Annotated in this window: 22 protein-coding genes; 13 read left to right on the forward strand and 9 right to left on the reverse strand. The window is 64.9% G+C overall.

What is annotated here, in order from left to right; genetic code table 11:
• On the forward strand, positions 1-792 hold the full coding sequence (locus IC762_RS19535; RefSeq protein ID WP_195783893.1) for a hypothetical protein: 792 nt from the start codon (positions 1-3) through the stop codon (positions 790-792).
• Positions 793-862: 70 nt separating this feature from the next.
• Here the strand turns inward: IC762_RS19535 and IC762_RS19540 are convergent, their stop codons facing one another.
• A complete protein-coding gene (locus IC762_RS19540; RefSeq protein WP_195783894.1) occupies positions 863-1027 on the reverse strand; it encodes a Flp family type IVb pilin in 165 nt (54 codons plus the stop codon).
• Between the two features lie 411 nt (positions 1028-1438).
• Between IC762_RS19540 and IC762_RS19545 the strand changes: the two genes are divergently transcribed.
• Positions 1439-4171 carry a bifunctional diguanylate cyclase/phosphodiesterase gene (locus IC762_RS19545; protein WP_195783895.1) on the forward strand — a complete coding sequence of 911 codons (2733 nt, stop codon included), beginning with the start codon at positions 1439-1441 and terminating at the stop codon, positions 4169-4171.
• Between the two features lie 72 nt (positions 4172-4243).
• Here IC762_RS19545 and IC762_RS19550 read toward each other — a convergent pair whose 3' ends face one another.
• From IC762_RS19550 to IC762_RS19560, 3 genes are all read right to left on the reverse strand, one after another.
• The gene (locus tag IC762_RS19550; RefSeq protein WP_195783896.1) at positions 4244-5602 is read right to left on the reverse strand and encodes a S41 family peptidase; all 1359 of its coding nucleotides are present in this window, start codon (positions 5600-5602) and stop codon (positions 4244-4246) included.
• Positions 5603-5818: 216 nt separating this feature from the next.
• Positions 5819-6991, reverse strand: a complete 1173-nt coding sequence (locus tag IC762_RS19555) for an NADH:flavin oxidoreductase/NADH oxidase (RefSeq protein WP_195783897.1) — start codon at positions 6989-6991, stop codon at positions 5819-5821.
• A 110-nt stretch (positions 6992-7101) separates the two neighbouring features.
• Positions 7102-7467: a hypothetical protein gene (locus IC762_RS19560; protein ID WP_195783898.1), complete on the reverse strand. Its 366-nt coding sequence runs from the start codon at positions 7465-7467 to the stop codon at positions 7102-7104.
• A gap of 11 nt (positions 7468-7478) precedes the next feature.
• On the opposite strand from IC762_RS19560, the gene IC762_RS19565 reads away from it, so the two are divergent.
• Positions 7479-8756 carry a hypothetical protein gene (locus tag IC762_RS19565; RefSeq protein ID WP_195783899.1) on the forward strand — a complete coding sequence of 426 codons (1278 nt, stop codon included), beginning with the start codon at positions 7479-7481 and terminating at the stop codon, positions 8754-8756.
• On the forward strand, positions 8753-8971 hold the full coding sequence (locus IC762_RS19570; protein WP_195783900.1) for a hypothetical protein: 219 nt from the start codon (positions 8753-8755) through the stop codon (positions 8969-8971). The genes IC762_RS19565 and IC762_RS19570 overlap by 4 nt, the downstream gene beginning before the upstream one ends.
• A gap of 49 nt (positions 8972-9020) precedes the next feature.
• On the opposite strand, the gene IC762_RS19575 is transcribed toward IC762_RS19570, so the two are convergent.
• On the reverse strand, positions 9021-9599 hold the full coding sequence (locus IC762_RS19575) for a TetR/AcrR family transcriptional regulator (RefSeq protein WP_195783901.1): 579 nt from the start codon (positions 9597-9599) through the stop codon (positions 9021-9023).
• Between the two features lie 177 nt (positions 9600-9776).
• Between IC762_RS19575 and IC762_RS19580 the strand changes: the two genes are divergently transcribed.
• The 3 genes from IC762_RS19580 to IC762_RS19590 are packed head-to-tail and all read left to right on the forward strand — an operon-like array spanning position 9777 to position 14016.
• Complete coding sequence (locus tag IC762_RS19580; RefSeq protein ID WP_195783902.1) at positions 9777-10943, forward strand: HlyD family secretion protein; 1167 nt, start codon at positions 9777-9779, stop codon at positions 10941-10943.
• Positions 10940-12517 carry a DHA2 family efflux MFS transporter permease subunit gene (locus IC762_RS19585; RefSeq protein ID WP_195783903.1) on the forward strand — a complete coding sequence of 526 codons (1578 nt, stop codon included), beginning with the start codon at positions 10940-10942 and terminating at the stop codon, positions 12515-12517. The genes IC762_RS19580 and IC762_RS19585 overlap by 4 nt, the downstream gene beginning before the upstream one ends.
• Entirely contained in the window at positions 12517-14016 is a 1500-nt protein-coding gene (locus tag IC762_RS19590) for an efflux transporter outer membrane subunit (protein ID WP_195783904.1), read from the forward strand. The genes IC762_RS19585 and IC762_RS19590 overlap by 1 nt, the downstream gene beginning before the upstream one ends.
• A gap of 178 nt (positions 14017-14194) precedes the next feature.
• On the opposite strand, the gene aroE is transcribed toward IC762_RS19590, so the two are convergent.
• On the reverse strand, positions 14195-15025 hold the full coding sequence (aroE, locus tag IC762_RS19595) for a shikimate dehydrogenase (RefSeq protein WP_195783905.1): 831 nt from the start codon (positions 15023-15025) through the stop codon (positions 14195-14197).
• 293 nt (positions 15026-15318) lie between these two features.
• Between aroE and IC762_RS19600 the strand changes: the two genes are divergently transcribed.
• The 3 genes from IC762_RS19600 to IC762_RS19610 all read left to right on the forward strand — a co-directional run bounded on the left by IC762_RS19600 (position 15319) and on the right by IC762_RS19610 (position 18094).
• The gene (locus IC762_RS19600) at positions 15319-16083 is read left to right on the forward strand and encodes an IS5 family transposase (RefSeq protein ID WP_433995915.1); all 765 of its coding nucleotides are present in this window, start codon (positions 15319-15321) and stop codon (positions 16081-16083) included.
• A gap of 155 nt (positions 16084-16238) precedes the next feature.
• Positions 16239-17738: a S1/P1 nuclease gene (locus IC762_RS19605; protein ID WP_195783907.1), complete on the forward strand. Its 1500-nt coding sequence runs from the start codon at positions 16239-16241 to the stop codon at positions 17736-17738.
• 98 nt (positions 17739-17836) lie between these two features.
• Positions 17837-18094, forward strand: coding sequence for a hypothetical protein (locus IC762_RS19610; protein ID WP_246801097.1), 258 nt, complete (start codon positions 17837-17839; stop codon positions 18092-18094).
• Positions 18095-18172: 78 nt separating this feature from the next.
• Here IC762_RS19610 and IC762_RS19615 read toward each other — a convergent pair whose 3' ends face one another.
• On the reverse strand, positions 18173-19081 hold the full coding sequence (locus tag IC762_RS19615) for a DUF3280 domain-containing protein (protein ID WP_195783908.1): 909 nt from the start codon (positions 19079-19081) through the stop codon (positions 18173-18175).
• 222 nt (positions 19082-19303) lie between these two features.
• Between IC762_RS19615 and IC762_RS19620 the strand changes: the two genes are divergently transcribed.
• Positions 19304-20695: a sensor histidine kinase gene (locus IC762_RS19620; RefSeq protein WP_195783909.1), complete on the forward strand. Its 1392-nt coding sequence runs from the start codon at positions 19304-19306 to the stop codon at positions 20693-20695.
• 20 nt (positions 20696-20715) lie between these two features.
• Positions 20716-21360, forward strand: coding sequence for a response regulator (locus IC762_RS19625; protein WP_433995916.1), 645 nt, complete (start codon positions 20716-20718; stop codon positions 21358-21360).
• 18 nt (positions 21361-21378) lie between these two features.
• Here the strand turns inward: IC762_RS19625 and IC762_RS19630 are convergent, their stop codons facing one another.
• A complete protein-coding gene (locus IC762_RS19630) occupies positions 21379-21705 on the reverse strand; it encodes a hypothetical protein (RefSeq protein WP_195783911.1) in 327 nt (108 codons plus the stop codon).
• A gap of 104 nt (positions 21706-21809) precedes the next feature.
• On the opposite strand from IC762_RS19630, the gene IC762_RS19635 reads away from it, so the two are divergent.
• Positions 21810-22742, forward strand: coding sequence for a LysR family transcriptional regulator (locus IC762_RS19635; protein ID WP_195783912.1), 933 nt, complete (start codon positions 21810-21812; stop codon positions 22740-22742).
• 15 nt (positions 22743-22757) lie between these two features.
• Here IC762_RS19635 and IC762_RS19640 read toward each other — a convergent pair whose 3' ends face one another.
• Positions 22758-23696, reverse strand: a complete 939-nt coding sequence (locus IC762_RS19640) for an amino acid ABC transporter substrate-binding protein (RefSeq protein WP_195783913.1) — start codon at positions 23694-23696, stop codon at positions 22758-22760.
• Positions 23697-23786: the final 90 nt, after the last annotated feature.

Genomic DNA, 23786 nt, shown 5'->3' on the forward strand with positions numbered 1-23786 from the left:
ATGCGCAGCCGCCGCCTGATCTGGCTGATTGCGATCGTCGCAGCACTTGCCTGGCCGGCGTGGATCGCGTCGCGGTGGGAGACCGCGCGCCGGATCTATGCCGATCCCGACGACCCCGCGCTGTCTGTGACACCGCAGCATATCGAGGCCTTGCGCAAGCTGCAATTTGCCTGGAACACGCGGATCGAAAGCGGCGGTCCGGAGGTCGATCCGCTGACGCCCTATGGCAGCCCGGATTTGGCCGCCGACCTCAGCGCGATCATCGGCTCAAATGACCGCGCGGCGATTGCGCGGTTTCATCGCGAGGTCTCGGCACTCTTGATCTGGGCCCTGCACAATTGCGACCTCGCGGAGGGTCGCTACCGACTGGCCCATCTCGACAATGCCGCGATGGAGCAGCGGCTGCGGCGCGATCTTACCGGATTGCCGGAGGCGCGGATCAACGCGGTCATGGCCGAGCTGCCCCGCCTCGCGCCCGATGGCATGTTCGATTTCACGCGCCGGCACCTGCTGCTTCTGCACGAGATGCGGTTCGAGTGGCCGGACAGCGACGTCATGTGGATCGTGGCAGGCACCGGCTATCCGGTGCCCGCCATCCACTTCAAGCGCCCGTTCGGCGACATGACCGCGTTCGAGATCGACATGGCTGCGATCGTCGGCCTGCCCCGCCCCGACACCAACCGCGTCGATCCCGTGCTTGAGCGCCTCTATTGGGAGATGTGGCCGGCACTGCAGACCTTTGTGCAATACGTCAAGATCGACGCAGGACATTCCTCCTGCGCCGGCAAGTGACGACGGCATCCGCTTCGTCGAAATATCGGTGGATCCGGAGCGCGGGCGCGCAATCGCCTCGCGCGTTCGCTTACTTCAACGAGCCGCTGATCGAATTGAAGGTGCCCGAGAGCTTCGTGCCCACGCCCTTCACGGCGGCGATGATGGCGATGGCAATGCCGGTTGCGATCAAGCCGTATTCGATCGCGGTGGCTCCGGTCTCGTCGACCCAAAAATCCCGCAGCAGCTTTTTCATGGATACACACTCACACGTGATGAACTTATAGATCGCGCTACGCAAACAACGTGCCGACGACGACATCGAGTGTCCTCATAGGCTTAGATCGTAAACCGTTGCTTGCATCGATCGCGCACCCGGCAACGGATTCCGCGTCACGCACCTGACGCGGCAAAATCTGCAGTTCCGAATCCGGAACTTGTCGTTCTGTTATCGATCAACCGCGCGGCCGTGCGGATGTCGCAGCAGCAACATTTCCGCGGTTCGTTCCGCTTGCCACCGTAAAGCAACGCCCCTCGCCGACATCGGCAACCGTTTGTTAACCAGTCTCGCTAACCGCCGCTCCATTTCGTTTCGTTACGACTTTCACGGGCCGGCAGTGCGTCAAAGCTACTTCCGGATGAAACACCGGGAAACGATCATACGCAGATGAATCCAAGCGGCAGCACCTTGTTCAACATCACCTCGATCCTGCGCAGCGGCCCCATCCGCTGGCTGATCCTTGGCGGCGTGCTGCTGGTGGCTGCGATCGCGATCGGCGCGACCCTGATGGCGGAGAATTTCCGCGAGCGCGCCCTGCACAACAGCGAGCGTGAGCTCGAGAACACCGTGCTGCTGCTGGCGCGGCATTTCGACCAGCAGCTCGAGGATCTCGAAGTGGTCCAGAAGGACCTGATCGCGTTCATGCGCGACAATGGGATCGCGACGACCGAGAACTACCGGCGCCGGATGTCGGCTGCCGACATCCATGCCATGCTCAAGTCCAAGATCGACGCGCTGGCCTATGTCGGCAGCCTCAACGTGTTCGATGCCGACGGCACGCTGATCAACAGCTCGCTCGCCTGGCCGCTTGCGCGGGCCAGCATCGCCGACCGCGACTACTTCCGGGACTTCAAGTCGAACCCCGCCTCGCCGGAGCGGTTCATCGCCCCCGTCTTCAGCCGCGTCACCGGGGCCTGGACCATCGTGATCGTGCGCAAGGTCACCGGGCCGAACGGCGAATTCCTCGGCGTGATCGGCCGCGGCGTCGAACCGGCCACCTTCGAGAAATTCTTCTCCACGGTGGCACTCGGCGAAGGCGCCGCGATCGCGATGCATCACCGCGACGGCACGCTGCTCGCGCGCTATCCCCATGCCGAAGAGCTGATCGGCAAGAATTTTCGCGCCGGCCCGGCCGTCCAGCAGAGGGTATTCGATCTGCCGCAGACCACCGCGCGGCTGACCAGTCCGCTCGACGGCAAGGACCGCGTGGTGTCCTCGCGCGCGCTCAGCAACTTCCCGATCGTGATCGTCGCGGCAACGACCACGGCGGCGGCGCTCGCCAACTGGCGCGAGCAGATCGCGATCCTGATCGCGGTGACCGGACTGTCGATGCTCGCGATCGCGATCCTCCTGACGTTCGTGGTGCGCAAGCTGGTGCAGCAGCATCGCGCCCAGCAGCAGCGCCTGACGCTGGAGAAGCTGCGGCTCGATACCGCCGTCAACAACATGACGCAGGGGCTTCTGCTGTTCGATGCCGCGCGGCGCCTGGTGATCTGCAACAAGCGCTACATCGAGATGTACGGATTGTCGGCGGACGTCATCAAGCCGGGCTGCACCTTCCACGACGTCATCGCGCACCGCCACCACACCGGCTCGTTCAAGGGCGACGTCGAACGCTACGTCAATCTCGTGCTGCGCGACATCGGCAGCCGCAACACCATGGTGATCGCGACGCCCGACGGCCGCTCGATCCAGGTCGTCAACGAGCCGCTCGCCGACGGCGGCTGGCTCGCGACCCACGAGGACGTCACCGAGCGCCGGCGCGCCGAGGAGCGCATCACGCATCTTGCCCACTACGATGCGCTGACCGACCTGCCGAACCGCGCTTTGTTCCGCGACGAGATCAGGCGCGAGCTGCCGCATGTCACGCCGGACAGCCAGCTTGCGGTGCTCTATATCGACATCGACGAGTTCAAGGGCGTCAACGACTCGCTCGGCCACATGGTCGGCGACGAACTGCTGAAATCCGTAGCCAAGTCGCTGAGCGGGTTGATCCGAGACGGCGGCTTCGTCGCGCGCCTGGGCGGTGACGAATTCGCGATCGTCCAGACCGCCGTGAAGAGCCGCGAGGAGATCACCGATCTCGTGGGCCGGCTCTACGAGGCGATCCGCGCGCCGTATGAGTGCCTCGGCCACCAGCTCACCACCGATGCCAGCATCGGCATCGCGCTCGCGCCGACCGACGGCACCGACCTCGACCAGATCCTCAAGAATGCCGACCTCGCTATGTATGCGGCGAAGGCGGCCGGACGGCGCACCTCGCGCTTCTTCGAGCCGACCATGGATGCCGACGCCCGCGCCCGCCGCGAGCTCGAGATGGAGCTGCGGGCTGCGATCGCCGCGGGCAGCGGCCTCGAGGTCTACTACCAGCCCTGCCTCGACTTGCGGACCAACGAGATCACCGGCTGCGAGGCGCTGGTGCGCTGGCGCCATCCGGCGCGCGGCATGATTTCGCCGGCCGACTTCGTGCCGATCGCCGAGGAGACCGGCCTGATCAACCAGCTCGGCGAATGGGTGCTGCTGACGGCCTGCCGCGAAGCCGTGAACTGGCCCGAGCGCGTCAAGCTCGCGGTCAACGTCTCGCCGGTCCAGTTCCGCAGCGGCACGCTGGCCTTGAAGGTGATCACGGCGCTGGCGGCGTCCGGGCTGTCGGCCGGCCGGCTCGAGCTCGAGATCACCGAGGCCGTGTTGATCCGCGACGACGAAACGGCGCTGGCAGCGCTGCACCAGCTTCGCGCCATCGGGGTGCGGATCGCGCTCGACGATTTCGGCACCGGCTATTCGTCGTTGAGCTATCTGAAGCGCTTCCCGTTCGACAAGATCAAGATCGACCGTTGCTTCGTGACCGATATCGCCGATCCGCAAGGCTCGGCCGGCATCGTCGAGGCCGTCGTCAATATCGCCGCCGAGCGGAGCATGACGACGACGGCGGAAGGGGTCGAGACAGCGCAGCAGCAGCAATTGCTGCGCGAGCTCGGCTGCTCGGAAATGCAGGGCTATCTGTTCAGCCCACCGAAGCCTGCCGGCCAGATCCGCGAACTGCTCTCCGCGCACCGCCAGGGCCCGCCCGCCGGCAGCGGCCGCGCCCGCCGGCGCAAACCGGTCGCCGGCGCGGCGTGAGCTTTTCGTAGCCTGGATCAAAGACGAAAATGGCCAGGCAAGCCCGGCCATGACGCAGGAAAACCTCAGCGACTAATTCGGCACCGGCCGCTTCTGCTGCGCAGCCGACTTGGCGTCCGCGTTCTTGGCGTCGGCGTTGATGGTGACGCCGCGGAGCTGATTGAGGGCAGCCGCCAGCGCCTTGTCGTTCTTCTCGTCCGGCGGGACGTAGGACTGCGAGCCGGTCTGCTCGGCGCCCTCGGCGGCGAGATGACCGCGCATCTTGGCCTCGCTCACGATCTCGGAGCGGGTCTTGAACTCATCCGGCACGTCCTGAAGGATCTCGATGTCGGGGTTGATGCCCTGGGCCTGGATCGAATGTCCCGACGGCGTGAAGTAGCGCGCCGTGGTCAGCGCCAGCGCGCCGTTGCCGGTGCCGAGCGGAATGATCGTCTGCACCGAACCCTTGCCGAACGAACGGGTGCCGATCAACGTGGCGCGCTTGTGGTCGTGCAGCGCTCCGGCGACGATCTCCGAGGCCGATGCCGAGCCGCCGTTGATCAGCACGACCAGCGGCTTGCCCTTGGTCATGTCGCCGCCATGGGCGGTGAAGCGCTGGGTTTCTTCCGGATTGCGGCCGCGGGTCGAGACCACCTCGCCGCGCTGCATCAGGGTCGAGACCACCGACACCGCCTGGTCGAGCAGGCCGCCCGGATTGTTGCGGAGGTCGATGACGTAGCCCGCGAGCTTGTCCTGCGGGACCTCCTTCTGGATATCGCCGATCGCCTTGCGCAGGCCCTCGGTGGTCTGCTCGTTGAACGAGGTGATCCTGACATAGCCGATGTCGCCGCCCTCGACGTGAGACTTCACCGGGCGGACGCGGATGATCTCGCGGTTGATCGCGAGCTCGATCGGCTTGTCGGCGTCCTTGCGGACGATCTTCAGCTTGATCGACGTGTTGGGCGCGCCCTTCATCTTGTTGACGGCCTGGTCGAGCGTCATGCCCTGGATCGACTCGCCGTCGATCGTGGTGATGACGTCACCCGACATGACGCCGGCGCGCGAGGCCGGCGTGTCGTCGATCGGCGCCACCACCTTGATGAAGCCGTCTTCCATTGTCACCTCGATGCCGAGCCCGCCGAACTCGCCATGGGTGGTCTCCTGCATCTCCGACCAGCCCTTCTCGTTCATGTAGCGAGAATGCGGGTCGAGCGAGGAGATCATGCCGTTGATCGCGCCTTCGACGAGCTTAGAGTCTTCGGGCTTCTCGACGTAGTCGGATTTGACCTTTTCGAAGACCTCGCCGAACAGATTGAGTTGCGAGTAGGTGTTGTCGGAATGCGCGGCGGCCCTGGCGATCCCGACCAGATGCGCTCCCTGCGGCGAGGTGACGAGAACCGTGAGACACGCACCCGCAACCGTCCCCAGGAAAAACCCAACGTGTTTGCGCATCTTCCGCGATCCTTTTTCGCTACGGCCGGCAATGTTTCGCAACACTGGCCACCTCACCCCGACGGGGCACCACACAATGCCTTTTTGGTCGGATCAAGGCCGCAGCCTTACCGGACCATTACGGAACGCCGCAAACAACCTCCCGGCGACCCGAAAAGATCATGACCGAACAAGGAGATGGGATCGCCATGCGATTCCGTCCAGTGGTCCTTTGACCTAGACGCCTTTGCCGGCCTCCTGCAGCCCGCTCTGCCAGGTCGACGGCCGGGTCCCGAATCCGCGCTTCGCCCTCGTGCCCAACCAATAGCCAAATTGCGGTGGAACGCCCCTGAACGGGCCCTCCACACCGAGCTTCAGTGCGGCATCCATCGGCCAGTTCGGGTTATTGAGGATTTCCCGGCCGACCGCGATCAAATCTGCTTGTTTATCACGCAGGATTTGCTCGGCCTGGTCACCATGGATGATCAGGCCGACCGCCATGGTCATGATATCGGCCTGCCCGCGGACATATTCCGAGAGCGGCACCTGGTAGCTGTATTTGATCTCCTTGCCGAGGATCGGGGCCGCCTCGGTGATTCCCCCCGACGAGCAGTCGATGACGTCGACGCCCTTCCCCTTCAGGATTTTCGCCAGTCGCGCGCTCTGCTCCGGCCCCCAGCCGGCATTGTCCTCGACCGACAGCCGCACGAACAAGGGCTTGTGATCGGGCCAGTGCGCACGCACCGCCTCGGTCACCTCGATCAGGAAGCGCATGCGGTTGGATTCGGAGCCGCCATATTCGTCGCTGCGCTGATTGGAGCGCTCGGAGAGGAATTCATGCACGAGGTAGCCATGGGCGCCGTGCAGTTCGAGCACCTCGAAGCCTGCCTCGTGCGCCCGCCGCGCCGCCTGCCCCCAGGCCGCGACGAGGTCCTTCACCTCATCCGTTTCAAGCGCCCGCGGCACTGGCCAGCGCTCGCTATGGGCGATCGCGCTCGGCGCCACCGGGGTCCAGGCGTCCCAATCCTCGATCTCGGGCGTGCGCGCCAGCGGACGGTCGCCCTCCCACGGCCGGCTCGCCCGCGCCTTGCGGCCGGAATGGCCGAGCTGGATACCGGCCACCGCATTCTGCTGCTTGATGAAGCCGACGAGCCGGCTGAGCGGCGCGATGAACTTGTCGTCCCAGATGCCGAGATCGCCGACCGTGCCGCAGCCGCGCCGCTCGACCTTGGTCGATTCGACGATCACCAGCCCCGCACCGCCGGCGGCGAACTTGCCGGCATTCATCAGGTGCCAGTCGGTCGCAAAACCCCTTTCGGCCGAATATTGGTGCATCGGCGGCACCACGATACGGTTCTTCAGCGTGACGCCGCGGATCGTCATCGGCGAAAACAGCAGCATGTCGGACATCGGCTTCCTCGCGTCCTTCGAGTCGTTACCCAGCGCGTGCCGGGCCGATCTTCTGACGGCGCGAGACGATATAGGTCCGACGCGATCGCCGAAAGCGATTTGTCCGGCTGTCAGGGCAGCTCCGCACGTCCCGGAAACGGCGCGGAAATGACGCCCAGGATCAGGAAGCCGGCCGTGTAGACCACGAGAACTTTCTGCGAGAGCCAGATAAGCCTCCCCAGAATGAACAGCGCTGAGTCCTTCGGGCTCCCGAAGTGATAAGTGCCAACAGCGATCTGCCACGCGGCAACGATCAGCGGGATCCAGACGATCGCGTACAGCACGAGGAAAACGTAGGAGAAGGCGCCTTCCTGACGAGGAGCATTGCGAGCAGAGGAAGGAAGCACATCAGGGAATCGACGCCGTCCTTGGCTTTGTTGACGGCGCCAGAATAGCAGACGCTCAGTCTTCGGGTCGATGATACGTCCGTGCCACACGGGCTACCGCGATGGGAACATTTGAACCCAAAGGACTTTTTACCCCGGAATTTTCAGCAATGGGAGTGAGTAGGACTTGGCTTCCGACTTTCGGCCCCTATACGTTGCGCTTGAGACGATATTCAATCCTATTTCACGCACGATCGGCGGTCGGGGGACACTGCAGAATGCGCTGGAAGTTATGGCTCGGCTGTGCAGTGCCGATTTATTTTATTCTCGCGAACTGGCTGTCCTACGCCTATGTGCCGGTCTTGACCGCGCCGGGCGTGGGGGGCGAGCGGCATGAGCTGATGCGGCCATTCGTGCCGATCAACTCAACATTCGCCATGACCAGCGTCGACCCTTGGTTCGGCGACCTAGCCGATCGCGCAGGCGATCTCGACGGCACCTCGCCGATCGTGATTTATGAGGACGACAAGCCGCTCGGCCCGGCACATTCCACGCCGCATGCCGAGATCAGCACGCTCGGCCACGGCCGCTTCTCACACTGGAAGGGCAGCTTCTCCGTGTTCGTGTTCTCGTCCAGCGACAACACCGATCCCCGCACCAACGGTCGCACTTATTGGGCGGTCAAGCCTCCGATCCCGAAGGGCTCCGGAATCGTGCCCGACGTGCCCGGCGAAAAGCACCTCCTCGAGCGCCCCTTCAAACCCTTCGCAACCTCACCTTTCGCGGTCAGCACCAGGGACAAATGGTTCGCCGATGTGGCGGATGTCGCCGGACAGTTCGACTCTAGTTCGCCGATCATGATCTACGAGGACGGCAAGCCGCTCGGGCCGGCTCACTCCACGCCGCACGACACCATCGCGACGCTGGGCCACGGCCGCTTCTCGCACTGGATGGGCAACTATCCCGTGTTCGTATTCTCGTCGAGCGACAACACCGATCCGGAGACCAACGGTCGCGACTACTGGGTGGTACGGCCGCCGCCTCCCAAGGGATCCGGAATCGTGCCTGACGTTCCCGGAGAAAAGCATCTTCTCGAGCGGCCATTCGTACGTTTCGGAAAATCGCCCTTCGCTGCGATCGCGAAGGACGACTGGTTCTCCGACTCTGCCGACGTGCCCGGACGATTCGACTCGAGCTCGCCCATCATGATCTATGAGGACGGGAAGCCGCTTGGCCGCGCGCACTCGACACCGCATGATCTGATCAGCAGCCGCGGTCATGGTCGCTTCTCGCACTGGAAGGGCAATGCGTCGGTTTTCGTGTTCTCCTCCAGCGACAACACCGACCCCGAAACGAATGGCCGCGATTACTGGGCGGTCAAACCCGAGCGTGATCGATGATGCTCGCCACGCTTCGTGAATGGGTGGTCCAGCGGCCGCGGGCGATGAGGCGCGCGCCGCGTGATGGCACGCGAATCGAAGCGCTGACGTCCGGCAACGAATGGCTGGAAGTCTACTGGGATCCGTTCGAAGGCGCGTGGCATGCCGGCCACCACTTCGACCACCGAAAGATCGAGGATCTGAATGCGTGGCGGCCGCTGCGCCCCCTCGGGTGATGGCCGCGCGCCGAACGCGACCGCCGTCACGGGCTCCGATCGGCAGCCGTCACGAGGCGTCATACATCGCCAGAAACATCGCCACGGCGGATTCGACATGGTCGCGGACCTCGCGTTCCGACGGCCGCTTCCAGTTGGGCTGCACCAGGCAGTGCAGATGATATTGCGAGACCACGGCGCCGAGGTACAGGCGCGCCGCCTGCTGCGGGTCGCTGCAGCGCAATTCGCCGCGCTCGGTCGCGGCCGCGAGATAGGCCGCGAGCCGCCGCACGGTGCGGCCGGGTCCCCGCTTGTAGAAGAGGTCGCCGAGTTCCGGCGTGCGCGGCGCCTCCGCGACAAGGATTCGAAACAGCGACGACGATGGCGACCGCAGCACCATGGTCAACAGCTCGGCGCCGAGGTCGAACAGCACGGTCGCCGGCGCCCCGCCGCGCGCCAGCGCCGAATCCGGACCGGAGAGCTCGCGGGCCTTGCGGTCGACGATCCCGGCGAACAACTGTTCCTTGCTGGAGAAATGACGGTACAGCGTTTCCTTCGAGGCGCCCGCCGCTTCCGCGATCATCTGCATCGTGGTCTCGGCGAAGCCGCGCTCGAGGAACATCCGCTCGGCGACGTCGACCAGTTCCATCCGACGCCGCTCGCCGCGTGGAACTTTTCTCGATGGAACTGGTGCAGCCACGTCACAGGCTCCGATTTGCGTTCCTGACGGCGTTGTGCATAAGCGAACTAGTCGGTACGGTTAGTATATCCATTGGGCGGGGGCGTGAACAACAGGGTAGCTCCACCCGCTGCGGAGTCGCGTGCAATGCCGGTTGACCAGTTGCAGGATGAAGCTCCAGCCAAGGAGCAGCCGGCGAACGAGGCGCGCCCCCAGCAAGCTCCGCCGGCGGCCGCGCCGCCGCAGGACGTCGCCAAGGCTGACGACGATGCCAAGGCGAAGCGGCGGCCGACCGTGCTGATCATCGGCATCGTCATCCTGGTGCTGCTCGCGATCGGCGTGTTCTATTACTGGCTCACCACCCGCAACATCGAGAGCACCGACGACGCCTATACCGATGGCCGCGCCATCACGATCGCGCCGCAAGTGTCCGGCGCCGTGGCGTCGCTCGACGTCACCGACAACCAGCGCGTCAAGCAGGGACAGCCGCTGATCCATATCGATCCCCGGCAATACCGGATCGACCGCGAGCAGGCCGAGGGCGCGCTCGCCACCGCCAAGGCGCAGTATCGCGGCCAGCAATTCGGATTGGAGATCGCCAAGAAGAACTTCCCGGCCCAGCTCGAGCAGGCCAAGGCGCAGCTCGAGAACGCGAAGGCCGCGCGCGAAAAGGCGCAGTCTGATTTCGACCGTCAGAAAGCGCTGCCGAAGGCCGCGACCTCGCAGCAGGAGGTCGACGCCGCCGATGCCGCCTTGAAACAAGCCGACGCCCAGGTCGCGCTGGCGCAGGCGCAGATCACGCAGAACTCGCCGGTGCCGGAGCGGATCAACGAGACCGACGCGCAGGTCGGTCAGCTCAAGGGCCAGGTCGAGCAGGCGCAGGCGAAGCTCGACCAGGCCGATCTCAATCTGTCATGGACGACGCTGACCGCGCCGCAGGATGGCTGGATCACCAAGCGCAACGTCGAACAGGGTAACTATGTCGCGCCCGGACAGCAGCTGTTCTCGATCGTCGCCCCCGACGTCTGGATCACCGCCAATTTCAAGGAGAGCCAGCTCGCCGACATGCGGCCGGGCCAGCACGTCACGATCCGGGTCGACGCCTATCCGAACCTGCGGCTCGAGGGCCATGTCGACTCGATCCAGCTTGGCTCGGGCTCGAAGTTCACCGCCTTCCCGCCGGAGAACGCCACCGGCAATTTCATCAAGATCGTGCAGCGCGTGCCGGTCAAGATCGTGATCGACAAGGGTCTCGATCCGAACGTGCCGCTGCCGCTCGGCATCTCCGTGGTGCCGACGGTGACGGTGCGATGAGCCAGACGGCGGACCATCACGACGACTGGAAGCCGGCCTATAATCCCTGGCTGATCGCGATCGTGGTGACGCTCGCCGCCTTCATGGAGATCCTCGACACCACGATCGTCAACGTGGCGCTGCCGCACATCGCCGGCAGCCTGTCCTCCAGCAACGACGAAGCGACCTGGGCGCTGACCTCCTACCTGGTCGCCAACGGCATCGTGCTGACGATCTCGGGCTGGCTCGGCGACCTGTTCGGCCGCAAGCGCTATTTCATCATCTGCATCGTGATGTTCACGGTCTGCTCTTTCCTGTGCGGCATCGCGCAGAGCCTGGCGCAATTGATCATCTTCCGCCTGATGCAGGGCTTCTTCGGCGGCGGCCTGCAGCCGAACCAGCAATCGATCATCCTCGACACCTTCCCGCCGGCCAAGCGCGGCGCCGCGTTCGGCGTCGCGGCGATCGCAACCGTCGTCGCGCCAATCATGGGGCCGACGCTCGGCGGCTACATCACCGACCAGGCGACCTGGCGCTGGATCTTCTTCCTCAACATCCCCGTCGGCATGATCGCCGCCTTCTTCGTCTCGCTGATGGTCGAGGACCCGCCGTGGGAGAAGAACCGCCGGAGCCGCGGCATCGACTATATCGGGCTGTCGCTGATCACGCTCGGTCTCGGCGCGCTGCAGATCATGATGGACCGCGGCGAGGACGCCGACTGGTTCCAGTCCGGCTTCATCAAGCTGATGGCGATCACGGCCTTCCTCGGCATCACCGGGGCGATCGGCTGGCTCCTGATCGCCAAGAAGCCGATCGTCGATCTCTCGGTGTTCAAGGACAAGAATTTCACCGGCGGCTGCATCATGATGGGCGCCACCGGCGGCATCCTCTACGCCAGCGCCGTCATCATCCCGCAATTCGCCCAGACCGTGCTGCAGTACACCCCGACCTGGGCCGGCCTGATCCTGTCGCCCGGCGGCATCGCCGTGGTGCTGCTGATCCCGATCGTCGGGCGGATCATGACAATCGTGCAGACGCGCTTCGTCATTGCGGCCGGCTTCACCATCATGGGCTGCGCCCTGCTCTATGCCACCACGCTGGTGCCCAATATCGACTTCAAGACGCTGATGTTCATGCGCACGTTCCAGTCGTCCGGGCTGGCCTTCCTGTTCGTGCCGATCTCGACGGTCGCCTACATGACGCTGCCGCGCGAGCTCAATGGCGACGGCTCGGCGATGTTCGCTATGTTCCGCAACGTGTTCGGCTCGATCGGGATCTCGCTTGCGACATCGCAGATCACCCAGCGATCGCAGGTCCACCAGAGCTATCTGTCGGAATGGGCGACGCCGTTCCACCAGCCGTATCAGGCGCTGGTCGCGCAATACGAGCAGTCGCTGCGCGCCATGGGGCGCGCCGGCACCGCGGCGCATGACGCCGCCGTCGGCCACGTCTACCAGGCGATGCGAACCCAGGTCGCCGTGCTGGCCTATGCCGACGTGTTCTTCTATTGCGCGGTGGTTGCCTTCGCCGTCGTGCCGTTCTGCTTCCTGCTCTCGGCGAAGACCGGCGGCATGCGACCGGGGGGTGGTCACTGATGGCGCGGCCGATCCACAGACTTGCGGTGTGCTTGCTAGCGAGCGCCGCCCTGCTCGCCGGCTGCAGCGTCGGCCCGGATTTCGTGCAGCCGGATTCCCATCTGCCCGACCACACGACCTTCTCGGGGCAAGCCTTCTCCGACGCGCATCTGCCGGCGCCGACCGATCCAACCTGGTGGAAAGTATTCGCCGATCCCGTGCTCACCGGCCTCGAAAGCCGCGTGGCGGAGGCCAATCTCGACGTCCGCACCGCCACCATCCGAATCGCCGAGAGCCGCTATCAGCGCAGCGCCACCGCTTCCGCGCAGTTTCCGAGCATCAACGGCGATGCGAAGTATAACCGCGAGCTGTACAGCCAGAACGGCATCGCGAGCCTGCTCTCGCCGCTGCTGCCGCCGGGCTCCGGCGGGCTGAGCCTGGCCCCGATCAACGAGTACAATGTCGGCCTCGACATGTCCTGGGAGATCGACCTCTGGGGCCACGTCCGCCGCCAGATCGAATCCGCCGACGCGTCCGTCGACCAGGCCGAGGACCGCCGCCGCGACGCGCTGGTCTCGGTGCTCGCCGAGCTCGCCAGCGACTACATCCAGCTGCGCGGGGTGCAGGAGCAGATCCGGATCGCCGAGAACAATCTCAAGGTCGACCGCGAGGTGCTGCAGCTTGCGCAGCAGCTGCAGCAGAAGGGCGTCCGCTCCGGCCTCGATGCGGAGAATGCCGCAGCGCAAGTCGAGGGCATCCGCGCCCAGCTGCCGAGCCTGGAGCAGCAGCAGATCCAGTACATGAACGCGATCGCGCTGTTGCTCGACCTGCCGCCGACCGCGCTCAACGCCGAGCTCGCGCCGCGCCGCGTGATCCCGCGCTCGCCGCCGCGGATTCCGCTCGGCATTCCCTCCGAGCTGGCGCGCCGCCGCCCCGATATCCGCGCAGCGGAGGATCAGCTGCATGCCGCGACCGCCAATATCGGCGTCGCGGTCGCCAATTTCTATCCGAAATTCCAGCTCAACGGCACGGTCGGCCTCGACGCGCTCGACTTCAACAATCTGTTCAAGTCGTCGTCGCTGCAATACAACGCCGGCCCCAGCGTCTCGCTGCCGATCTTCGACGGCGCGCGGCTGAAGAGCGTGCTGAAACTCAGCGACGCCCAGCAGGCCGAAGCTGCGATCACCTACCACAAGACCGTGCTGCAGGCCTGGCACGAGGTCGTCAACGCGCTCGCCGCGCACCGGCTCGAGCAGACCCGCCGCGTCAGGCTGCGCGCCCAGCTCGATCACACCCGAGCGGCGCTCGACCTCGCCCGCTCGCGCTACAATGACGGCGTCACCGATTTCCTGAGCGTGCTCGATGCCGAACGCAGCCTGCTGCAGAACGAGCAGCAATACGCCACCAGCACCACCAACGTCTCGCTCAACCTGGTGACCCTGTTCAAATCGCTCGGCGGCGGCTGGGAGCAGGTGTTCCCCGATCCGCCACGGCCGGCGGCAACGCAGGCCAGCAACTAGGCCGTGTACTCATAAATCGGAAAGCTTGGTCACGGCCGATCTGATGTCCGCTTTTCCCCCAACGGTGGCACAAGAGCGGACATGGTTGGAAGTCCGAGAAGGGCCAATAAGCGACATCAACGCGAGCCGACAATCGGCTGACGACTTCTGGATCGGTTCCGAAGTTTCTCTGATTGGACTATTCGAGCGGCACGGTAAGTCTTTTGATTGTGGTCCGGGTGTCGGGACGCAGGCCACGCCACCACACAAACGCCTCCGCCGCCTGCTCGACCAGCATACCGACACCGTCCGCAAGCCGCTTCACGCCGGCGTTCCGCGCCAGCCGGAGGAATGGCGTAAGGCCCTTTCCATAGAGCAACTCATAGGCAAGGCAATCGTCGCCAAAAGCCTCCGGGCTTATCGGCGGAAGCTCGCCGAGCAAGCTGGCAGAAGTTGCGTTCACGACTAGATCGAACCGGCCGAGTTTTTTGTCAGCGAGGGCCGAATAGCCGATAGCAGTAACGGGCCCATATCGCTCAAATTTACGGCCAAGCTCTTCCGCCTTGGTTACGGTGCGGTTTGCTATAACCAGCTCCGCCGGCCCCTGTTCGAGGAACGGCAGCACGACGCCTCGTGCAGCCCCACCCGCACCGAGCAGCGCTACCCGGCGCCCCTGCATCAAGCAGCCGAGATTGCGTGTGATATCGTTGGTAAGGCCGATGCCGTCGAAGTTCTCTCCGGTCACCCGGTCTGCCTCGAACTTCATCGCGTTGACGGCACCAGCGAGCCGGGCGCGCTCCTTGAGAACGGTGCAATACGCGAACGCATCCATCTTGAACGGAGCGGTGATGTTGAGGCCCACGCCGCCTTCGCGCCGAAACCTGTCCACCACGTCGCTGAAGCCGCCGACGGGAGCTTCAATGGCGATGTAGTCGATAGTCTGCCCGGTCTCTTTTGCGAAGCTGAGATGGATCAGCGGCGATTTCGTGTGGTCGATCGGATTGCCGACCACGGCATATTTGTCAGACATCAAGTCGCTCCCCACGCCTTCGCCTCGTTGACGGCAGGCTCGCGTACAGCACGCCTTCGCTGACTTCGGCTGCGTCCTCCTTTTTCGAGATGCGGCCTTTTCGATTGACACGCGTCCCGCGCCAAAATCTCTCCAATGCGACCCCATCGAGTTCGACCGCGGCAATGTCCGCCTCGGGTCATGAACGACAAAACTCACCCTGAGCATAATAGGTCCGCTTTGCGGAGTGTAGCGGCCAGTTGAGCTTTGGCGGCGAACCATGATTCAAGCCCTTCGCGTCGCCAGGGGCTCGAATCATGCGCTACGAACTCACCGAACACGAATGGACCGCCATCAAGCCAATGCTACCCAACAAACCGCGCGGCGTCCCTCGGGTAAATGACCGTCGCGTACTCAACGGCATCTTCTGGGTTCTGCGCTCCGGCGCGCCTTGGCGCGATCTACCGGGCGCCTTTGGCCCCTACACCACCTGCTACAATCGCTTCGTCCGTTGGCGCCGGGCGGGCGTGTGGAGCCGTATCATAGACGCGCTCGCCGCTGCCCACGATGCGGCTGTCCAGATGATCGACACTTCTATTGTCCGCGTGCACCAGCATGGAGCATGCATCAAATGGAACCAACGGCAGCTGATGGGGCGATCACGGGGTGGATTGACCAGCAAGATTCATGCGGTTGTAGACGCCAACGGCTTGCCGGTCCGCCTTGCGCTAACGCGCGGCGAGACACACGACAATCGGCTTGCAGGAAAACTCCTGTCTCGCTTGAAGTCTGGATCGATGTTGCTTGCCGACCGCGGCTATGATGCCGATTGGATCAGAGGCTCGCCATGCGGCGAGGCGCATGGGCCAATATCCCCCCCAAAACGCAATCGCAGTAATCCGATCAACTTCAGTCCTTATCTCTACCGCGACCGCAACCGGATCGAGCGCTTCTTCAATAGGATCAAGCAATGCCGTCGCGTTGCAACGCGCTACGACAAGCTGGCTGCCAACTACCTTGCCTTCGTACAGCTTGCCTCGATCAGGCTATGGCTTCGCGCTTATGAGTCCACGCCCTAGCCAGGCCGCGGATCACCTCGCTTGCGGGTATCTGTCATGTTGCACATCCACAAAGTGTGCTAGCGTCGGTGCATTGCCGGCAGCAGCACGCTCCGTCGCCTGTTCGTCATCCAACGGTTGTTGACTGCCGACCATTTTCAGACCGGGAGAGTTTCATGCTGGAAATGCGCTTTGCTCGCGCCAATCTGTGCCGCGCCGTCGCTGGCCTGTTGCTGCTGCTCGCGTCGGGTGGCCCGTTGCGGGCGTGGGGCCAGGAAGGCCATTCCGTGATCGCCGAGATTGCCGACCTCAATCTGACGGCGAGCGCCAAATCGCAAATCGCGGCGCTGATCGGCCAGAACGCCTCGCTGGCCTCGATCTCGAGCTGGGCGGACGATATCCGCGACGATCGGCCGGAAACCTACAACTGGCATTTCGTCGATATCCCGCTCGACGCCGACGACTACGTGCCGAGCCGTGACTGCCTTGACTCCAGCAAGGGCGATTGCGCCATCAACGCGATCGAGCGCAACCGCAAGATGTTGCTCGATCCCGCCGCTTCCGTGCAGGCCAAGATGGAAGCGCTGATGTATCTCGTGCACTTCATCGGCGACATCCATCAGCCGCTCCACACCATCGGCGACTATCGCGGCGCCAACGACTATCCCGTCAAATTCTTCGTCGATCCCCTGAAGAAGACCAAGGAGGACACCAATCTGCATACGGTGTGGGATGTCGGCCTGATCCACGCCACGGTGTGGGATTGGGGCGCCTATGTCCGGCGCCTGCAGGACAATTGGCTGCCGGGCAAGGACATCAAGCAGCTCACCGCCGGCAGCGTCGTCGACTGGATGCTGGAAGCGCACCGCGCCGCGCGCGACATCGCCTTCAAGGCATCGATGAACGAGGAGCTCGGGCAGGACTATCTGACGCTGGCGCTGCCGACCGTCGACCGGCAGCTCGCGGTCGGCGGCCTGCGCCTCGCCCGCGTGCTCAACGAAACCTTCACCGACAGCCCGCTCGCATGCAAACCGCTGTCGAACCAGGCGCTGTCGATGAGCCAGCCGCTCAATGTCGGCGAGCTGAAGCTGCAGCTAGACGACTACAAATGCTCAGGCCAGTATGATCGCGAGGTCGACGACACCCTCGCCGCTGCCCAGGCCTATGTCGACAAGCGCGCAAGCCAGGTCAACCACCCCGCCATCGTGCTCGACATCGACGAGACCTCGCTGTCGAACTGGCCCCAGATCATCGCCAATGATTACGGCTACATCCCTTCGGGCGCGTGCAATCTTGCGGGCCCGTGCGGCGAGACCGCCTGGGAATTGAGCGCGCAGGCGCCCGCGCTCGCGCCGACGCTGCGGCTGTTCAACGAGGCCAAGGCGAAGGGCGTCAAGATCTTCTTCGTCACCAGTCGGCGCGAGACGCCGGCGCTGCGTGATGCGACCGAGAAGAACCTGCGCGCTGCCGGCTACGACGGTTGGGAAACGCTGTTGATGCGTCCCGTTTCGAATGCCCGGTACCCGAACGTGCAGGCGTTCAAGACCGCTATGCGCGACGACATCCACAAGACCTTCACGATCATCGCCAACATCGGCGATCAGCGCAGCGACCTCGACGGCGGTTTCGCCGAACGGACCTGGAAGGTGCCGAATCCGTTCTACTTCATCCCATGAGACGCATCCGCTCACATCGCGAGGAAACTTCCGCGCGTTGCGGAACTGATCGGCCACCGAGGTGTTTGAAGGCCGGGCAATGGGCATGTTGGAGACCAATGGAAATGATCAGAAAAATTCTTGCCGCAGGTGTGATCGGCGCCGGCGTGATGGCGGCGTCAACGTTCGGCGCGTCGGCGGCCATCGTGTGCCAGGGCCACACCTGCTGGCACACGCATGAAGCCTATGATTTCCCCCATGAAGCAGGTGTCGTCGTTCACGAGGACAATTGGCGTGCGGGACCGCATGAGAAATACAGCTTCCGCGAACACGAGGGGCGCGGCTATTGGCGCGGCGGCAAGTGGGTGGCCTGGTAAGTCCGGCCTCTATCGACCCCGCGACCGAGGCCGCCGTTTCGGCGGCCTCACTGCCTGTGACCGGGCGCAGTCACAACGCTATTGGTGCGCCTCGCGCGCGAGCAGGCGGTCGCCGACCAGATGCACCGCGCCGCGCGTCCAGGAGTAATCGGCGCCCATCCGCAGGCCGCTGTCGCCGCGTGAGATGACCGCGCCGCTGCTGGCATCGCGCACCTGAAATCCCACCGTGTATTCGGTACGGCTTACCCGCCGCACCACGCCGACCAGCGATTGCTCGGCACCGAGCTTTTGCGCGATCGCGGCATCGCAGCCATTGCAATCGCGCAAGGTGTGACGCTTGGCGGCGTCAAGGTCTGTGCTGCCGGGATCGACCAGACGATATCGACCGGATTGTGCGAGCAACTGACGCACGCCGTTGGTGACATCGGCGAGATAGGCCGCATCCGACGCCTCGCGTCCGGCTTCCGGCGTCGCCGCGCTGGTGTCCTCGAGCTCGAAGTCGAACACCGCAAGCCCAATCGGCGCCGCCGCGGGCTCGGCCGCGGCCAGCACGGCGAGAATGTCGCGGGACACGAAGCCGCGGGCACGATCCCACGCCTCGTCGGTGTCGCCGCGAAACGTATAGAGCTTGTCGAACAGCACCCGGTTCGCCACGGTGTCGACCACCGCAACCTTCGCCCACTGGATGAGGGTGCTCATCTTTTGAACGCCGCCGACGACCTTGATCCGGGCATCTCCCGACGACACCGGACGGTCATGCGGCTGCGCCGCGACATCCTCCCTCAGCGCGCGCACGAATGCGTCGAGGCGCTTCTGGTGCGCTGCGGTCTGATCGATCACCTCGCCCGAGGTATCGCGATAGCTGAAATCCTCGACCTCGACGCCGAGGCCGGGACCCGAGGGCGCTTCTTTCCCGGCCCACGCCGGAGGCCCGGCCAGCAGGCCGAGCAGCGCCAGAACAGACAGACCGGGACCGAATTGGGACATGGTTTGAACCTCAGCGATGATGGAGCGGTCGGTTGACGGCAGCCTGGACCCGCAAGCCTCGACGCCGCAACGGAGCCCCTCCCGGCCTGCACCGGGAAAATTTCACGACGGCAAGCCGGGCCCGACGACGGAGCTTCCCGCTGCCGCCGTTCTGCCGTTAGATGGCGGGAAGGTTCACCCACGGCCGCGTGGAGACGGACACAGACCAACGAGGATCCGCCGATGTGGAATTGGTCAGGGAGCGACCTGAAGGTGAGGTTGACGCTGCGTGTGGCGGCCATCTCGATGCTGTGCTTCGTCGCCATCTCCGGCTATGTCCTGATCGACTCCCACCACACCGTGCGCAGCAGGATCGATGCCATCGCCGACGTCGCCGCCCGGACGCTGGAGCTCCAGCAGAACAAGATCCAGTGGATCAGCAATCCGCAGTCGGACTTTCCGGATCTCGACAGCGTCGCGGCGTCGGTCATGACATCGGGACTGTGCCTCGCATTCCGGACCGGCGGCGGCGACGTCCGCCAGCGGATCTGCAGCGGCGCGTCATTCGATGTGGCGACACCGCCGCTGGCGTTTGCGACGCTGTATCGCCGCCTGTTCGATCCCGGACGCGAGACGGTGCGACCGGTGGTGGTTCGCGGCCAGGCGATCGGCGAAGCCGTGGTCTGGACCGATCCCGCCGTGCTCACGGCCGAAGCCTGGCATGATGCCGGCCGGCTGATGGTCGCGCTCGCGATCACGCTGCCGCTGCTTTGCGCCCTGGTCTATGCGGCGCTGGCGCGCGCATTGCGCCCGACCCGCTTGATCCGCGACGGCCTGGAGCGGATCGCCGCCAACGACCTCACCGCACGCCTGCCGCCGTTCGACCTTGCCGAGCTTTCGGCGATCCGCGACGTATTCAATCACCTGGCCGAAAGCCTCGCGAGCGCGCTGGCCGACCGCAATGCGCTGATGCAGAAGCTGGTCTCCGTGCAGGACGAGGAGCGCCGCCATCTGGCGCGCGAACTCCACGACGAGTTCGGGCAGTCGCTTGCCGCGATCCGCGCGCTCGCGGCATCGGCCCGGCAGACTGCGGTACAGGAATGCTCGCCCCTGCTCGCCGAATGCGACGGCATCGCGCGCACCGCGGCCGACATGATGGAGACGCTGCGCGGCGCGCTGCTCAGGTTGCGGCCGCCCGATGTCGACGAGCTCGGCCTCGCGGCGAGCCTGGAAGGCCTGGTCGCCGGCTGGAACGCGCGCAGCCGGGGCCGGCCCCGGTTCGAGATTGCGATCACCGGAACGTTCGAGCGCCTCGCCGCCACCGTCACCGCCAATCTCTACCGCGTCGTGCAGGAGGCGCTCACCAACGCCGCCAAGCACGCCGGCGCCACGCGCGTGCTGCTTCGGCTCGACGGGCACGAGGCCGAAATCGCGATTGCGATCGATGATGACGGGCGCCCCGGCGATCCGCCGGCCAGGTCGGGCATGGGCCTGCTCGGCATGCGCGAACGAGTGGCGGCGCTCGGCGGACGGCTGAGCTTCGAGACCAAGGACGGCAAGGGATCATCGCTCCGGGTCGCCGTTCCCGTCGCCATCGGCCACGCGGTCGACGCCGCCGTGGAGTGTTCCGTGTGAGCGTGTCAGCGCGAACCATCATGCTGGTCGACGACCACGCCGTGGTTCGCGAGGGCTATCGGTCGATGCTGCAGAAGCAGCCGGGGCTCTGCGTCGTCGCCGAGGCGTCCGACGGCGCGGAGGCGTACCGCCTGTACAAGGAAACCGGCCCCGATCTCGTCATCATGGATCTGGCGATGCCCGGCATCGGCGGGATCGAGGCGATCCGGCGGATCAGACAATGGGACAAGCGCGCCAGAATCCTGGTGTTCACCATGCACCAGAGTGCCGCCTTTGCCGTGCAGGCGATCCGCGCCGGCGCGAGCGGCTATGTCACCAAAACCAGCCCGCCGGAGGCGCTCGTGCATGCCGTCATGGACGCGCTCGCCGGAAAAATCGCGATCAGTCCCGACATCGATCACGAGCTCGCGCTCAGTCACCTCGCCGGCGAAACCGCGGCGGCGGAGCTTCTGACCGCGCGGGAATTCGAAGTGCTGCGCATGCTGCTCGCGGAACGGACCACGGACGAGATCGCCACCGCGCTGCACATCAGCCCGAAGACCGTCGCGAACCTGCATTCCCTGATCAAGGACAAGCTCAGCGTCGGCTCGGACATCGAGCTGGTCCGCCTCGCCCTCCGTCAGGGAATCCTGACGCAGATCGATGACCAGGCTCGAAGTCGATGAAGGGCGCCGTCGCCGGCTCTAGTTGGAGAGCGGAGCCGCCTTGCGGACGAGCAGGCTGTCGCCGTTGCGGCTGATCTCGAGCGCGCTCGCCAGCTTCGGCGTCGAGAACACGACGCGCTGGCCGGGCGCCAGCACCGACACGAAGCGGATCGGCGTCCCCGCCTCGCCCTCGGCAAGCGTCGTCACAACGCGAAAACCGTCGCGCTCGGCGGTGTAATAGGCGACGCCCGAGACATCGCCGAGATGGATGCTCTGCGCCGCGATCGGCCGCAGGCCGTCGGCATGGGCGGCGCCCAGCGAGGCCAGAGTGACGGCGGCTGCGAGAAGCGTGCTGCGGACTGACATGGACATTCTCCGTCGGTAATGGGCGGCGGGCCGGTCGCCCGCCTGATCCCTTGCCGATGGAGATGGTCAGGCTATGATTATTAATCAAACCGATAGGATCGATAATGAGCATCGACGCCGTCAATTTGGCTCGTATCGACTTGAATCTGCTGGTTCATCTCGATGCGCTGCTGACCGAAAGAAGCGTCACGCGCGCCGCGGCGCGGGTCGGCATTGGCCAGTCGGCGATGAGCCATAACCTCGGCCGCCTGCGCGATCTGTTCGACGACGAGCTGCTCACCCGCGGATCCGAGGGCATGCGCCTGACGCCGCGCGCGATGACGCTGCTGGAGCCGGTGCGATCCATGCTGGCGCAGGTCGAGGCGCTGGTGTCGCGCGAACAGGATTTCGATCCGACAACGGCGGTGCGCACGTTCCGGTTCGGCCTGCCCGACAGCATGGAGATCCTGATCATGCCGGCGCTGCTGGCGCGGATGCGCGAGGTCGCGCCCGGCATCCACCTGCGGCTCTATAATTTCGACACGTCCCGGCTGTTCGACGATCTCGACGCCGACCAGATGGACCTCGCCATCGGCTACGACATGTTCCAGCAGGGCCAGACCCACCACAAGCGGCGCAAGCTGTTCACCGAAACCTATCTGTGCATGTTCAACGCCGAGAAGACCGGCATCGCGTCGCCGATCTCGCTCGAGGACTATGTGCGGCTTCCGCACGTGCTGACCAGCCTGCGGCCGGGGTTGAGCGTCCGCGGCGTCGTCGACGAAGCGCTGGAGAAGCTCGGCCTGCAGCGCTCCGTCGCGCTGACCACGCCGCGCTTCCTCACGGTCCCCTTCCTGGTGGCGCGCGCGCCCGTGATCGTCACCATGCATGCACGGCTGGCGCGGCTGTTCGCCACCGAGCTCGGACTGAGCCTGAGCCCGCCGCCGGTCGAGCTGCGCGAGGTCACGGTGTCACTGCTGTGGCACACGTCCTACGACCACGATCCGGCGCACCGCTGGCTGCGCGAGCTAATCGCCGGGCTGGTCGCTGATGTGTGAGACCTCGGCTCCGTCCTACTTCGCGACCGCGTACACGTCGGGATCGTAGCTCGAGCTCGGATGCTTGAACGCATTGCGCAGCGCCGGCGACATCGGGACATTGTAGTTGATGCCGTTGGGCGGGGTCGGCTGCTGCAGCCATTTCTTGTAGATGACCTCGATCTCGGGGCTCGCATAGAGCTCGGCGGTCGCGCGGTCGGCCAGCGCCTTGAAGGGCGGGTCTTCCCGGCGCAGCATGATGCCGAACGGCTCGGCCTTCGACAGCGTCTCGCTGCCGATCATGTAGAGCGCAGGCTGCTTCGAGCGCGCGATCGCCACCGCAAGCTGGATGTCGTCGAGCGCATAGGCCTGGGCGCGATCGGTCTCCAGCATCAGGAACGCCTCGGCCTGGTCCTTGGCCGGGAGAATGTTGATGCCGAGCTTGCGCTCGGTGTTGGCCTTGATCAGCTGCGCCAGATTGACAGAGCCCGCCACCGCCGTCACCGACTTGCCCTTGAGGTCGTCGATGACGTTGATGCCGGCCGATTTCTTGGCAGCGATCCCGGTGGCGCTCAAATAATGCGTGTTGGTGAAGTCGACCTGCTTCTGGCGGTCGGCGCTGTTGGTGGTCGCCGAGCAATGCAGGTCGATGGTGCCGTTGACCATCAGGGGAATCCGGTTCGACGAGGTCACCGGGAGGTAGTCGACGGCGAGATCGGGCATGCCGAGCTGCTTCTTCACGGCGTCGACGATCTTGAGGCAGATATCGAGCGCAAAGCCGATCGGACGCTGATTGTCGTCGAGATAGCTGAAGGGAACCGAAGCCTCCTGGTAGCCGAGCGTGATCTTCTTCGTCTCCTTGACCTTCTGCAAGGTGCCCGACAGCTCCTCGGCGGCCGCAAGACTCGTTGCAAGAGGACTCGTAGCAAGGCTTGCGGCGAGCGAGAGGGCAAAGAGAATGGCGGGCAGACGCATCGACGGCTCCTGTGCGGTGACGGCAGCAGAGCCATAGCCTGTAGCGGCGCCGGAAGGAAGACGAGGATGTGTCTAGCAGCTATCGCGCCT

It is taken from the genome of Bradyrhizobium genosp. L (genome assembly GCF_015624485.1).
Classification (GTDB): domain Bacteria; phylum Pseudomonadota; class Alphaproteobacteria; order Rhizobiales; family Xanthobacteraceae; genus Bradyrhizobium.

Bases quoted from the DNA above. Each gene is read 5' to 3' on its own strand.
- IC762_RS19535 (WP_195783893.1), top strand. From the start codon at position 1: ATGCGCAGCCGCCGCCTGATCTGGCTGATTGCGATCGTCGCAGCACTT.
- IC762_RS19540 (WP_195783894.1), bottom strand. From the start codon at position 1,027: ATGAAAAAGCTGCTGCGGGATTTTTGGGTCGACGAGACCGGAGCCACC.
- IC762_RS19545 (WP_195783895.1), top strand. From the start codon at position 1,439: ATGAATCCAAGCGGCAGCACCTTGTTCAACATCACCTCGATCCTGCGC.
- IC762_RS19550 (WP_195783896.1), bottom strand. From the start codon at position 5,602: ATGCGCAAACACGTTGGGTTTTTCCTGGGGACGGTTGCGGGTGCGTGT.
- IC762_RS19555 (WP_195783897.1), bottom strand. From the start codon at position 6,991: ATGTCCGACATGCTGCTGTTTTCGCCGATGACGATCCGCGGCGTCACG.
- IC762_RS19565 (WP_195783899.1), top strand. From the start codon at position 7,479: ATGGGAACATTTGAACCCAAAGGACTTTTTACCCCGGAATTTTCAGCA.
- IC762_RS19570 (WP_195783900.1), top strand. From the start codon at position 8,753: ATGATGCTCGCCACGCTTCGTGAATGGGTGGTCCAGCGGCCGCGGGCG.
- IC762_RS19575 (WP_195783901.1), bottom strand. From the start codon at position 9,599: ATGGAACTGGTCGACGTCGCCGAGCGGATGTTCCTCGAGCGCGGCTTC.
- IC762_RS19580 (WP_195783902.1), top strand. From the start codon at position 9,777: ATGCCGGTTGACCAGTTGCAGGATGAAGCTCCAGCCAAGGAGCAGCCG.
- IC762_RS19585 (WP_195783903.1), top strand. From the start codon at position 10,940: ATGAGCCAGACGGCGGACCATCACGACGACTGGAAGCCGGCCTATAAT.
- IC762_RS19590 (WP_195783904.1), top strand. From the start codon at position 12,517: ATGGCGCGGCCGATCCACAGACTTGCGGTGTGCTTGCTAGCGAGCGCC.
- aroE (WP_195783905.1), bottom strand. From the start codon at position 15,025: ATGTCTGACAAATATGCCGTGGTCGGCAATCCGATCGACCACACGAAA.
- IC762_RS19605 (WP_195783907.1), top strand. From the start codon at position 16,239: ATGCTGGAAATGCGCTTTGCTCGCGCCAATCTGTGCCGCGCCGTCGCT.
- IC762_RS19610 (WP_246801097.1), top strand. From the start codon at position 17,837: ATGGAAATGATCAGAAAAATTCTTGCCGCAGGTGTGATCGGCGCCGGC.
- IC762_RS19615 (WP_195783908.1), bottom strand. From the start codon at position 19,081: ATGTCCCAATTCGGTCCCGGTCTGTCTGTTCTGGCGCTGCTCGGCCTG.
- IC762_RS19620 (WP_195783909.1), top strand. From the start codon at position 19,304: ATGTGGAATTGGTCAGGGAGCGACCTGAAGGTGAGGTTGACGCTGCGT.
- IC762_RS19625 (WP_433995916.1), top strand. From the start codon at position 20,716: ATGCTGGTCGACGACCACGCCGTGGTTCGCGAGGGCTATCGGTCGATG.
- IC762_RS19630 (WP_195783911.1), bottom strand. From the start codon at position 21,705: ATGTCAGTCCGCAGCACGCTTCTCGCAGCCGCCGTCACTCTGGCCTCG.
- IC762_RS19635 (WP_195783912.1), top strand. From the start codon at position 21,810: ATGAGCATCGACGCCGTCAATTTGGCTCGTATCGACTTGAATCTGCTG.
- IC762_RS19640 (WP_195783913.1), bottom strand. From the start codon at position 23,696: ATGCGTCTGCCCGCCATTCTCTTTGCCCTCTCGCTCGCCGCAAGCCTT.